The 12,872-nt window shown below is 45.5% G+C and carries 12 protein-coding genes; 4 read left to right on the forward strand and 8 right to left on the reverse strand.

Going from position 1 to position 12,872, the window contains the following annotated elements:
- Window positions 1–41 precede the first annotated feature (41 nt).
- The 6 genes from guaD to xdhA are packed head-to-tail and all read right to left on the reverse strand — an operon-like array spanning window position 42 to window position 6,919.
- Window positions 42–1,334: a guanine deaminase gene (gene guaD / locus MHN00_RS15280; RefSeq protein ID WP_049588801.1), complete on the reverse strand. Its 1,293-nt coding sequence runs from the start codon at window positions 1,332–1,334 to the stop codon at window positions 42–44.
- Window positions 1,335–1,339: 5 nt separating this feature from the next.
- A complete protein-coding gene (gene uraH / locus MHN00_RS15285) occupies window positions 1,340–1,666 on the reverse strand; it encodes a hydroxyisourate hydrolase (protein WP_014976192.1) in 327 nt (108 codons plus the stop codon).
- Between the two features lie 59 nt (window positions 1,667–1,725).
- Window positions 1,726–2,229: a 2-oxo-4-hydroxy-4-carboxy-5-ureidoimidazoline decarboxylase gene (gene uraD / locus MHN00_RS15290; protein ID WP_239301650.1), complete on the reverse strand. Its 504-nt coding sequence runs from the start codon at window positions 2,227–2,229 to the stop codon at window positions 1,726–1,728.
- Window positions 2,219–3,118: a xanthine dehydrogenase accessory protein XdhC gene (gene xdhC, locus MHN00_RS15295; protein ID WP_239301651.1), complete on the reverse strand. Its 900-nt coding sequence runs from the start codon at window positions 3,116–3,118 to the stop codon at window positions 2,219–2,221. The genes uraD and xdhC overlap by 11 nt, the downstream gene beginning before the upstream one ends.
- Window positions 3,115–5,481, reverse strand: a complete 2,367-nt coding sequence (gene xdhB / locus MHN00_RS15300) for a xanthine dehydrogenase molybdopterin binding subunit (protein WP_239301652.1) — start codon at window positions 5,479–5,481, stop codon at window positions 3,115–3,117. Before xdhB ends, xdhC begins: the two co-directional genes overlap by 4 nt.
- Entirely contained in the window at window positions 5,474–6,919 is a 1,446-nt protein-coding gene (gene xdhA / locus MHN00_RS15305; RefSeq protein WP_239301653.1) for a xanthine dehydrogenase small subunit, read from the reverse strand. The genes xdhB and xdhA overlap by 8 nt, the downstream gene beginning before the upstream one ends.
- A gap of 408 nt (window positions 6,920–7,327) precedes the next feature.
- On the opposite strand from xdhA, the gene MHN00_RS15310 reads away from it, so the two are divergent.
- From MHN00_RS15310 to MHN00_RS15320, 3 genes are all read left to right on the forward strand, one after another.
- Window positions 7,328–7,972, forward strand: coding sequence for a TetR/AcrR family transcriptional regulator (locus MHN00_RS15310; protein WP_239301654.1), 645 nt, complete (start codon window positions 7,328–7,330; stop codon window positions 7,970–7,972).
- Between the two features lies 1 nt (window position 7,973).
- The gene (gene puuE / locus MHN00_RS15315; protein ID WP_075176335.1) at window positions 7,974–8,903 is read left to right on the forward strand and encodes an allantoinase PuuE; all 930 of its coding nucleotides are present in this window, start codon (window positions 7,974–7,976) and stop codon (window positions 8,901–8,903) included.
- Between the two features lie 100 nt (window positions 8,904–9,003).
- The gene (locus MHN00_RS15320) at window positions 9,004–9,261 is read left to right on the forward strand and encodes a hypothetical protein (protein WP_014949075.1); all 258 of its coding nucleotides are present in this window, start codon (window positions 9,004–9,006) and stop codon (window positions 9,259–9,261) included.
- Window positions 9,262–9,368: 107 nt separating this feature from the next.
- On the opposite strand, the gene MHN00_RS15325 is transcribed toward MHN00_RS15320, so the two are convergent.
- The gene (locus MHN00_RS15325; protein WP_014949076.1) at window positions 9,369–10,700 is read right to left on the reverse strand and encodes an NCS2 family permease; all 1,332 of its coding nucleotides are present in this window, start codon (window positions 10,698–10,700) and stop codon (window positions 9,369–9,371) included.
- 322 nt (window positions 10,701–11,022) lie between these two features.
- Here MHN00_RS15325 and MHN00_RS15330 point away from each other — a divergent pair, with 322 nt between their 5' ends.
- Entirely contained in the window at window positions 11,023–12,021 is a 999-nt protein-coding gene (locus MHN00_RS15330; protein WP_239301655.1) for an adenosine deaminase, read from the forward strand.
- A gap of 331 nt (window positions 12,022–12,352) precedes the next feature.
- On the opposite strand, the gene MHN00_RS15335 is transcribed toward MHN00_RS15330, so the two are convergent.
- Window positions 12,353–12,715 carry an Hpt domain-containing protein gene (locus tag MHN00_RS15335; protein WP_039227191.1) on the reverse strand — a complete coding sequence of 121 codons (363 nt, stop codon included), beginning with the start codon at window positions 12,713–12,715 and terminating at the stop codon, window positions 12,353–12,355.
- Between the last annotated feature and the right edge of the window lie 157 nt (window positions 12,716–12,872).

Here is a 12,872-nt window from a genome sequence, read left to right on the forward strand (position 1 = left end):
TCTCCTTATTTAGGGCCAAAAGGCCCTACAGCAGCCTGTTATTAATGATGTTCTTTTTTATAGCGGCAGGTGCCGCTTATCCACGTTTGGTCGATAGCGCGGTCATCACCTAAAATACTCAAGGCAAAAAACACATCGTCAAAGTCCGCGTCTTCTTTTATTCTCAATTGTGTCAATTCGTCAAACCTAGGCTCAACAACGATAAAGTCAGCAGTGGTGCCTGGGTTTAAGTTGCCTATTTCATGATCAAGCGCATGAGCTACGGCCGCGCCTTGGGTCATAAGATAAAAGCCTTCTAACGGGCTGATGGGCTCGCTGCGCAATTGACTAACCTTGTATGCATCGCCGTAAGTTTTAAACATGTTAAACGTAGTGCCTGCACCCACATCGGTGGCCATAGCCACATGGACCTTGTTAGCACGCGCTGCGGTCATATCAAAAAGGCCACTTCCTAAAAACAGGTTAGATGTAGGACAGAAGGCCACCGTAGCGCCGCTTTCGCCTAAGCGCGCCCATTCGTTAGGCGTAAGGTGAATGCCATGGCCAAACACCGCACGTTCACGCACAAGGCTGTAGGTGTCATATACATCTAAATAGCCGTCCGCTTTAGGGAATAAGCTCTTCACCCATGCAATCTCGTCTAAGTTCTCAGACAAGTGTGTTTGAATGAAAACGTCGGGATACTGCTTGGCAAGTTCCCCTAATGCAGCAAGCTGAGCTTCAGTACTGGTTGGCGCAAAACGGGGCGTTAGCGCATAGCGGTTGCGGCCCTTGTTATGCCAAGCTTCGATTAATTCTGCACTGTCAGCTTGTGCTGTGTCGGCGCAGTCATTAAGCGCACTAGGGCAATTCCTGTCCATACATACTTTACCGGCCACAATTGCCATATCAATTTCGCTTGCTGCACTAAATAATGCGTGGCTACTGCTTTTATGAACCGTAGTAAAAACAAAACCTGTGGTAGTACCGTTCTTTAGCAATTGGCGCAAAAATACGTTAGCAATGGTTTTAGCGTGTTCACTGTCAGCAAACTGCATTTCTGTGGGAAACGTATAGTTTTCAAGCCAGCTCAACAGCTGCTCGCCATAATGAGCTATGCTCTGTGTTTGCGGATAATGCAGGTGGCTGTCTATTAAACCTGGCAAAATCCACTTGCCTGAAAAATCTGTCACAGTGGCAGCCGGGTAGCGCTTTGCTATCTCTTCAAATGTGCCAATGTCTTTTATTTCTTTATTGTCTACTAACAAACCACCGTCTTTGAATATAGCGATGTCATTATCGAACTGTGTAGTTTGGTTAGGAAAGTGCGCAATGCTTGCACGAAAAAGCTGCATGTTTGTTAGCTGCCCCTGTAGCTGCTGAAACCGAATGGAGAGATTAGAAGTGGCACATGGTAATGACCGCCATTCTCATCAAGTTCAAATGTAATATCAATGTGTGGGTAGAAACTTTTGCCATGCGTTTCTACAAGGTAAGGCTTGCAGTGAAAGCGCAGGGTATAAACGCCTGCGGCAAAACCGTCTTCAACGCCCCAGTTGTTAAAACGCCCGTCATTATCCGTTTCACCCGAAAGGGTGCTACCGTCAGGTAGTGTAAGTGTAAGGGCAATGCCTTGTGCTGGCTTACCTAATGTAGTGTCGAGTACGTGGCTAGAAAGCGTATTCATACTGTTTTCCTTAAAAACTATTCAATGCGTATTGACCATATTTTTGAAAATACGGGGGGTTAATCCAGCGCTTTGTTAATACGCAATAGGGTTATCTTTATTTGCTCTGCAGCAGCATTGGTAATCTCTTGCTGTGTGGTATTGGGTAGCCTAGCTTGTAATGCTTCTAACATAGTCTGCGCAGAAAGACCGGTGGCACAAATAATAAAGATAAACCCATGCTTGTCTAAATAGGCGTGATTGGCTTCTTTTAACTGGTGTAAAACGGCCTCGGACGCGCTGGCTGTACCCGACTGCTCGCCCGCAGCAATGGCTTTAGTATTTGCAAACTTTTTGCGCAACGAATCAACGTCACCAATCATGGGGTGTGCCGTAAAAGCTTCAAGGTAGTCGTCATCACTGCACTTGGCCCACGCGCTCTTCGCTTGATTAACAAGTGCATTCTTGTCGCTGTAGGGGCGCGCTTTTACCATTTGATAAACCCAGGTTTTCGCCGCGCAGCATTGCTCAAACCAAGAAGACGCCTCTTCAGCGCTTAGCGTATTTAATTCTTTAAGTGTCACTGGTGGTGTCCTTTTCTTTGTGAAACGCTGTAGCGGGTTTCTCACTGTCTTTGTTACTGTTGCCTGCCGTTACTTCTTTTACATGAAGACGCTCGATAATTTGCGCAGATATAGAAACGGCGACTTCAATTGGTTGCTTGCCAGGGATATCTCGGTTACCTATTGGCGTAAATAGCCTTGCCAGCGCGTTGTCGTCAAACCCACGTTGAGTCAGCTTGGTAATAAAGCGCTTTGCTTTGGTGTCTGAACCAATTAACCCAACAAAGGGGAGGGAAGGTTGCTTTAACGCCTGCTCTGTAATGCGATAGTCCAATTGATGATCGTGGGTGAGTATAATCAGCCAACTGTTCTCATCAAGGTGTCTAACTTCGCTCTCTGGTGCTTCTTCCACGACTTTGTGCACGTTGGCTGGCAAAGACGATGGAAACAGTTCCTCGCGACTGTCTATCCACGAAATGCGTACAGGCAATTGAGCCAAAATAGGCACCAATGCTTTTGCAACATGGCCAGCACCAAAAATGGCGATGTGCTGCTGATGAACGTTACACACGTCAAATAGCACCTTTACTGCGCCGCCGCAGCACTGTCCTAAAGAACTGCTTAACGGGTAGCTGTGAAGTTCAGTGCATGCTTCGCCTTTTGCAAGGTACTCTCGTGCGCGGGCAATGGCATCAAACTCAAGGTGCCCGCCGCCAATGGTATCGATGCTTTGTGAAGCGGTAACCACCATTTTACTACCGGGTTCACGAGGCGTAGAGCCTGCAGTGCCAACCACAGTCACAAGCACATAGCCTTCATTACGCGCTTGGCATTCGGCTATTCCCTCATGCCAGTTTGTTGCACGAAATGATTGGGGCGCGCGAGATGACGTTGCTGCCGTGAGTGTCATAAAACACCGCCTCGACTGGACGACTGCTGCATAGCACTTACTGCATTTAACACCCGTTCTGGTGTGGCTGGTGTATCTAGCTGCGGATCAACTGTGTAGCCAGATAGGCTAGATATGGCGTCTTTAAGGGCGCACCACACTGAAATAGCCAGCATAAATGGTGGCTCGCCAACCGCTTTTGAGTGGTAAATGCTGTCTTCAGCGTTCTTTCTACCAAACAGCTTCACATTAAACTCTTTTGGCGTATCGCCAATAGCTGGAATTTTATAGGTCGCCATATTTTCACTTATCAGCTTACCCGCTTCATTCCATTTAAGGTCTTCTGTGGTAAGCCAACCCATACCTTGAATAAACGCGCCTTCTATTTGGCCAATATCAATGGCAGGGTTAAGACTGTTGCCAACATCGTGGAGTACGTTAACTTTATCTACCGTATATTCACCGGTAAGTGTATCGACAGAGACTTCGCTCATTGAGACGCCATAGGCAAAATAGAAAAACGGACGGCCTTCACCGGTGTCGCGGTTATACTGTAATTTTGGGGTTTTGTAGAAACCGCTTGAAGACAAAGATACACGAGCAAAATACGCTTTCTGCACAAGCTCGGTAAAGGTAATTTTGTGCTCATCCAATACCACGTGCTCATTAATGAATAGGACGTCGCCAGCGCGGTCCTCTAGACCTAAGCTTTTGGCAAAGCACTCGGCCAAACGGGCTTTTAGCGTAATACATGCATTTTGTACGGCTTTTCCATTTAAGTCAGTGCCGCTTGAAGCTGCTGTTGGTGAAGTGTTAGGTACTTTGTCAGTGCGTGTGGCTGTGACTTCAATCATATCCAAATCTAGTCCAAATTCATTGGCTGCAATTTGGCCTATTTTGGTGTGAAGCCCTTGGCCCATTTCAGTACCACCATGGTTCACCTGAATACTACCATCAGTATAAATGTGCACCAAAGCGCCAGCTTGGTTTAAATGCTTCGCGGTAAATGAAATGCCAAACTTAACAGGCGTTAGCGCTAAACCTTTCTTAATCACCGGGCTTTCGCGGTTAAACGCTGCAATAGCTTCACGGCGCTGCCAATACTGAGCGGTTTCTTCTAGCTCGGCAATCATATCGGGCAGAAGGTTATGTTCTACCTTCATTCCGTAGGGGGTAAAACTACCTGTCGTGGGGCCGTATAAATTACGTTTTCTTACCGATAGGGGGTCGCTGCCAATAGCACGGGCAATTTTATCAATCACGGCTTCAGCCATAATCATACCTTGCGGTCCGCCAAAGCCTCGATAAGCGGTGTGCGATACCATATTGGTTTGCAATCTGTGGCCAACAATGTCGCTATCACCTAAGAAATAACCATTGTCCGCATGGAACATGGCTCTATCGACAATGGCGTCAGATAAATCAGGCGAGTGCCCACAAATACCATTGATTGTCATGCGGGTGGCTTCAATTTTACCTGTCTCGTCAAAGGCCACGTCGAACTCGTTTTCGAACGGGTGACGTTTGCCAGTAACATGCATATCGGTGAAGCGTGGTAAGCGAAGCTTAACCGCACATTGATTGCGCGATGCCAGTAGAGCCGCTATACAGGCCCATTGCGCGGCTTGCGTTTCTTTTCCGCCAAAGCCGCCGCCCATACGTCGCATGTCTACCATTACACGGTGCAATTTTACATCGAGCACTTCGGCAACGAGTTTTTGTACCTCACTGGGATGTTGACTAGACGTATAGATTTTCATGCGATCTTCTTCATCAGGGATCGCAAGGCTCACTTGTCCTTCTAAGTACATATGTTCCTGTCCACCAATACTGAGCGTGCCATGTGCTTGGTGGATCGCTTTTTCAAATGTACTTTCAACGCGGTCAGTATGTTGGCCGAACCGATGTAGGGGACGCACAAACGTTTGCTGCTGGTGGGCAGCTTCGGCATTAAGTATAGGTTTGGCTTCACTCACCTCTACTTTCCCTTTTAGCGCAGCTTGTCGGGCAAGGTTTACCGAAGTGGCAAGCACTGCAAATACAGGCTGACCGAAGAATTTGATTTCGCCATTAGCAAGTAACGGATCGCCTTCGAACACAGGTCCAATATCTTTATGGCCAGGCACGTCGTCAATCGTAACCACATCTACAACGCCTTCACTTTGGCGAACAGCGTCAAGATTTATCGAGTTAATTGTACCTTTTGCGCATTGGCTTACACCAACGGCAGCATAAAGAGTGCCTTGAGGTTCAATAACATCGTCAACATAGTTGGCACTGCCTTGTACTTGGCGTGTTGCGCTCTCGTGCTTTTTAGATACGTGAACGACACTTTGCTTGTCGTTTTGTTGCAGTGAATTAGGGGCATCAATTAACTTACGCATGCTGCACCACCCGTGTTTCAAATTGGTTTGCTGTTTGGTTTTCTAACCAGAAGCGATGCCACAGGTTAGCTAAAACAGTTTTACGGTATTGGGCTGTAGCGCGCACATCATCGATAGGTGAAAATGCATCGAATAAGACTTGTTTGCCCAACGTTAAACATTCGTTGCTAGCGAACTGCTTACCTTTCAAAACGTTTTCTAACGCATTGCAGGTTGACGGAACTGCTGCTACACCACCAAAGCCACTGCTAATGGCTTCTACTTTGCCGTTGTCGAGTGTGACATTAAATACGGCGCATACTGCAGAAATATCATCTTCAAATCGTTTCGATATTTTATATGCAGCTAATGCTTGATTGGGCTGTTTCAATGGTATTTCTATTGCACTTATCCATTCATCTTTCGCCAGCATGGTCTCGCGATAGCCTGTGAAGAATGTGCTAATTGGGATCATACGAACGCTCTCGCCGTTATCTAAATGCAGTATGGCATTCAACGCGAGTAGTAACGGTGGCATATCACCAATAGGGGAAGCGTTAGCCACGTTACCGCCAATGGTAGCCTGATTGCGGATAGGCAACGAGGCAAATCGGGTAACAAGCTCAGCCACTTGCGGAAATGCATTTAGTAATAAAGGTGCCGCATCATTTAGCGGTACAGCTGCACCAAGAATAAGAGAATGCTCGCTTTTGGTGCATTGTTTTAGTGCATCAATATGCGTCACACTGATAAGCGTTTCTACATCTTTTAGCTGTTGCGTGAACTGAAGGCTTAAATCCGTGCTGCCAGCGACTAGCTGTGCAGCTGGATGCGCTTGAATCAGAGTCTTCAGTTCTTCGCGAGACGTTGGCGTATGGATATTGCCCGTACCAGTGGGTTTCTCACCAGATAATGACAGTAATGTAGAAAGGGTGGCAGCTTGGCGTGCAGTGAATTGATCAACAGGTGTTTGTTCGCACACCTCCATCGTAGCATCGATAATAGGGCGGTAGCCTGTGCAGCGACATAAGTTGCCTGATAAAGCGTGCAGCACATCGTCGCGATTTGGTTTTGTATTGCTGTGATATAAGGCAAACATCGACATGATAAAACCAGGTGTGCAGAAGCCACACTGAGAACCATGGTGATCAACTAACGCCTGCTGTACGGGGTGTAAGTGTTTACCATCGTTCAAATGCTCAACAAATAAAAGCTGCTTCCCATGAACTGCACTCATTAGCGTGATGCAGCTATTCACTGTTCGATAATTAAGTTCTGCAGCGCTATTTGAAGAGGCTGGTTCCACAAGTACTACGGTACATGCACCGCAGTCTCCTGCTGCACAGCCTTCTTTTGTGCCTGTTTTTTTGCGATGTTCGCGAATAAATTGTAGAAGGGTGAGGTCGGCCCGCGCTTCATTTAATTCAACGACATCGTTATTTATTAGAAAGCGAATCATACTCACACCTTCTTGTTATATTCATTCTTGTATTCATTAATATAGCTGTATTTTTTCAATAAAAGTAGACCATTTGGTCAATTTATTGCTTATAAAAAAAGGCCGAGTTCTAAAAGGCCATGATTTTGCGCAAATTTGATTGGAAAAAAAGAAGTGATACCTTTCTATTTTTCTTTTGCTAAGCACTACGTCGATTTGTTAATAAAGAATAAGGCAAGATTCGTGCAAGGTTTTGAACTATTCGCGTAATTCGTGTTTTAGTATGGTTAACACTCCCTGCATAGGGTATGTATGATCTATAAGAGCATAGCAACTCGTCGGCAATAAATGCTAACCTATCGAAAAGGCATGCAGCATTTATACTGCCCGTGCGCTTGCAAAGTAGATTGCAAAGGAATTTTAATAATAATGATGAAGGTAAAAAGTGCTGACGCTGGCGTTGGCGCTATGAACAGAAGAAAAATACTCCAAGCCGCTGAAAAATGTTTTGCACAGTTTGGCTTCAAAGGCACAGCAGTACAAAAAATTGCTGATGAAGCAGGACTTCCTAAGACTAACGTTTTGTATTATTTCAAAACAAAACAAGAGCTCTACGTAGCGGTACTAGAAGAAACCCTCTCGCTGTGGAACTCACGTTTTGATAAAGCCACTGTAGAAGACGACCCAGCCGAGGTACTCGCCAATTATATCGCCGAGAAAATGGAAGTGTCGCGAACGCATCCAATGGCCTCTAAGATCTTTGCGATGGAAATTATCAATGGTGCACAAAACTTAAGTGGCTACTTTGATGAAGAGCATGCGCTTTGGATGAAAGGGCGACTTGCGGTTATTGATGCATGGGTAACGGCCGGCAAACTGCCACCTGTTGAAGGTGAATACTTGCTTTACACAATCTGGGCGAGTACCCAGCACTATGCTGACTTCTCTGCGCAAATAACCCGTCTACGCGGTAAAAAGATGACAAAATCAGATTTTGAAGACGCTACAAAACAAGTGGTAAAACTCGTGCTCGGTGGCTGTGGGTTATCTGTGCCAGAAAACTTCGAGGTGTAGCATGACAGAGTCTGTTTACCCTCGTGATCTGGTTGGTTACGGTCAACATGTACCTCACGCAAAGTGGCCGGGCGACGCAAAAATCGCGATTCAGTTCGTATTAAATTACGAGGAAGGTGGCGAAAATTGCGTGCTTCATGGTGACGAGGCGTCAGAAATATTCCTATCGGAAATTATCGGCGCACAAGCGTATAAAGATCGCCACCTCAGCATGGAGTCTATTTACGAATACGGCAGTCGTGCAGGGTTTTGGCGTTTACACCGTTTGCTTAATAAATACGACATTCCCGTTACTGTGTTTGGCGTCACTATGGCTATGCAACGACACCCTGACGCCGTAAAAGCCATGATGGATTCAGGTTGGGAAATCGCCAGCCACGCCATGCGCTGGGTGCATTATCAAGACATGGACGAAGAGCAAGAGCGTAAACAAATTGATGAGGCGATTATTCTTCATGAGCAGTTAACGGGCAGTAAACCTGTAGGTTGGTATACAGGAAGAACGAGTCCGAATACGCTGAAGTTGATTGCAGAGCGCGACGATATCTTATATTGCGCCGATTCATATGCTGACGACTTACCTTACTACGACTGCCATTACAGCAAGCCGTTATTAATGGTGCCGTACACATTAGACACCAATGATATGCGCTTTGCCACGCCTCAGGGCTTCAACAGTGGGGAACAGTTTTTCACCTACTTAAAAGATGCGTTTGACGTGTTGTATGAAGAAGGAGAAGAAGCGCCTAAGATGCTATCTATCGGCCTTCACAATCGTATTATAGGCAGGCCTGCTCGACTCGCCGCACTTAAGCGCTTTATCGAGTACGTTAAGTCTCATGATAAAGTATGGCTAGCGACACGAGAGCAAATTGCCCGTCACTGGTTGGAGCTTCATCCTAAAGATGGTGGTGACAAGCCGCGTACGTAGCGTTTACAGTACGCCTACTATATTTGAAGTACAGTAAAGTGAAGAGACGAAAGTGAAACAAATGGAGCGCTATCGCCTTCACTTAATAAAGGACAAAACCATGAAAACAAAACTAGCCATTATTGCCCTTGGGGCGCTAGCGCTGACAGCATGCTCAAAGCTGACTAAAGAAAACTACGATAAATTAGAAATGGGTATGTCTCAGGACGAAGTTGAAGCAATTCTGGGTTCAGCTGACAACTGCGGAAAAACAATGGGTACCATGGCATGTACATGGGGCAATGAAGACAGTAAGCACGTAAAAATCGTTTTTATGGGTGATAAAGCTGTTACCTTCACTTATGATGGGCTGAAGTAAACGATATCCTGTTTACTTGCTTAATTTAAAAAGGAAAGGTGGCGTTGAAAGCCACCTTTTTTGTATCTAAAGCGTTAACTTACAGGCACGCAATAAGCGCCGTTGAATTATTTTAAATCCAATAAGTATCGTAATAAGAAAACAATCGCCAGTGCATAAGTGAGCGGTGTTACTTCTTTAAATTTTCCCGTACCTACCTTAATGCCAACATAAGTAATAAAACCAAGGGCAATGCCTTCGCTAATGCTGAATGTGAGCGGCATGGCGATAAGTGCAACAGAAGCAGTGGCTAACGCACCTAAGTCGTCGAAATCAACCTGTCGAATCGATTCCATCATTAAAATACCTACCATCAATAGCGCTGGCGTAGTGGCCATTAGCGGGATAACTTTCATTAGCGGTGTTAAAAATAGCGAGAGTAAGAAGCAGACAGAAACCACTACTGCGGTAAGCCCGGTTCTGCCGCCCGCCGATACGCCCGTAGCGGACTCCACATAGCTAGTTACTGGAGATGTACCCACTAATGCGCCAGCAATACTCGCTGATGCATCGGCTGTCATTGCTGAGCCAATTTTCGGTAGCTTGCCTTCGGGAGTAAGTAGATTGGCTTTTCGAGATACGCCGATTAAGGTGCCAATGGTATCGAACATGTTCACAAACATAAGTGCGAAAATGAGGTCCCACGTTTCAGCAAGGTGATCAATTGGGTACCAAAAGTCCATTGCCATAAAAGTGTTTGAAATAGATTCTGGCATGCCAACTACAGCAGAAGGCGTTGCAGTTAAGGTACCGTTTTCAGTGGGGATAAAAGCACCAATTAAGGTGAGTGTTACGATAGAGATTAAGATAGCGCCTGTAACGCGTTTCACCATAAGAACGATAGTAAAGATAATGCCGATGAGCGCTAACATTACTGCTGGCTCAGAAAGGTCGCCAAGCTGTACGAAGGTTGCAGGATTATCAACAATCAGCCCCGCATTTTTAAGGCCGATAAAGGCAATGAACAAACCTATGCCACACTGCACGCCGATTTTGAGAGAAGGAGGTATAGACTCGGCTATTTTGGTTCGAACTCCGGTGAGAGAAAGGAGTAAAAAGAGAATGCCGTTCCAGAAAACAATACCAAGCGCTGCTTCCCATGGGATTTCACGACCAAGACAAATGGTAAACGCGAAAAAGGCGTTCAAGCCCATGCCTGGGGCCAACGCAATAGGGTAGTTAGTCATTAGCGCCATCATTAAAGTGCCAATACACGCCGCTATTGCTGTCACTGTAATTAGGCCCTCTACGGGCATGCCACTTAACCCAAGAATACCTGGGTTCACCACGAGTATATAAGACATGGCTGCGAACGTAGTAAGTCCTGCAATGATCTCTGTTCTTACTGTTGTTCCGTGTTCCTGCAGCTTAAATAGCCGTTCGATTACGTTGTTGGACATCAAGAGTTCTCTGTTAGTATTTCATTGTGTGTTTTGTGCGTTGAAAGCAATAAACTGACCAATTAGTCAACTTGTTGGTGTGTTTTGTGCTAACTTACTTTTCAGTACAATGACTAATTAATAGCCATTGCGTGACTCAAGGTCACTAGCCAGGCAGCACAAAGCCAGCCAAACGGTTAGTAATCAACATAGATGAAGTCAAAAAAACCGCAAACAAAACCTAAATGAGCAATAGAACTCGTTTACAGATAGCATTAAAGATAAACTATTACGCACCAATTAAATGCCATTGCATTGTTGTGGTGCAAATAAGTGAGGGGCCATGTCGCTGTCATCAATAATTAAAAACATTCCAAAGGCCGAACTGCATCTGCATATAGAAGGTAGCTTAACGCCTGAACTTATGTGGCGCCTAGCTGAAAAGCACAGTGTATCACTTCCTTATGCTAGCGTGGAAGAGATAGAAGCGGCGTATAACTTTGAAGATCTACAAAGCTTCCTTGACTTATATTATGCAGGGGCGGGCGTGCTTCGCGATGAGGATGATTTCTTTGCCTTAATGTGGGAATACTTAACGCGGTGTCATGAGGACAATATCGTCCACACAGAAATTATGTTTGATCCGCAAACCCATACAGAGCGTGACATAGGTTTCGATGTTTTCATGCCAGGCTTTTTGAAGGCGATGGAAAAAGCAAAAGATGAATACGGTATCAGTAGCTATTTAATCATGTCTTTTCTTCGCCATTTGCCTGAAGATGCTGCTTTCGATACGCTTTCTGCAGCAGAGCCCTACTACGAGCACATCACGGCGGTAGGGTTAGACAGCTCCGAACTTGGGCATCCGCCATCAAAGTTCGAACGTGTTTTCAAAAAAGCCAAAGCTCTGGGATTTAAAATTGTCGCCCATGCTGGAGAAGAAGGACCGGCATCTTACATTTGGGAAGCAATCGAGCTATTAGACGTTGATCGTATAGACCACGGTGTGCGCTGCCAAGAAGACGAGGCGCTTATGGATCTCTTGAAAGAAAGACAAATTCCACTCACTGTTTGCCCGTTGAGCAATCTCAAGCTTTGCGTAATTGATGACATGAAAGACCACAATATTGTCCAGCTGCTTGATGCTGGGCTTCTGGTCACGGTTAACTCTGATGATCCTACGTATTTTGGTGGCTTCTTAAATGACAATTTTGAAGCGTTGCACCAGTCGCTGGGTATTGATGAAAAAACAGTTCGTACGTTGGTAGCAAATAGCTTTAAGGCAAGTTTTTTGCCGCAGGAGCAGAAAAACCAGCTTGTTGAAAAGGTTCTTTCAGCCTAGGGCCTGTTGACTTTTGGTGTACGAATTTTGGTCTAAATGGAAGCCTTTTAATCGCGAAACAGTCCTGCAAGCCTAGCGGGCTAAGTTAAAGGACTGTGACAAAGAGTAAAAGGCTTCCATAACGACCCCTTCGGGCAGCGCCTTTGTGCCATCTATACTGCGTTGAATGTTCTCGATTTAGAACCACTAAACCGTCAAACATTCGCCTTGTCTAGATGGCACACAGACCGCTGCAAAAATGTACAACAAAGGTCAACAGGCCCTAGCAAGGTGAGGAGTGGAAGATAGTCGCGTTAGCTTCTGGCGATTAATGCGAGAAGCTAATGTGATTTTACGATTGCATGACTGCAATAGTTTGCTTAATCAAATTGTCTAATTCCGTGATGTCTTGAACGATTTCGCTTAAATCGTCTTGCTTGGCTTTGTTTTCAATAGACGATGCCTTTTCCCGAATGGCATCGGCACCTACATCGCCCGACACACCTTTCATAGCATGACTGTTGAATCTAACGGCTTCAACATCTAATGCGGTCGCAGCACTTTGAAGTGCTTGTTGTTTTTGTTCTATTTGCGCGAGGAACATTTCAACAATACGGTTCAATAACCCCTCATTTCCACCCAACCTGCTTATTGCAGCATCGCGGTTCCATAATTGTTCTCGAGTGGGCGTATCGTTTGAGTTAGATGTGTCCATATGTGCCACCGTAATTGAAGCGTTATGCCAGTGTACAATACATGTTCTAATCAAGAAATAGCAAGTTTAGTGGCATAGCATACTGCGGTTTATAAACCAGCAAAACCTAGACTAAAGACTAATTTTTTTTTACGTATCTCGGGCGATACTTATTCTG

Source organism: Alteromonas sp. Cnat2-8 (assembly GCF_022348355.1).
Taxonomy (GTDB): domain Bacteria; phylum Pseudomonadota; class Gammaproteobacteria; order Enterobacterales; family Alteromonadaceae; genus Alteromonas; species Alteromonas macleodii.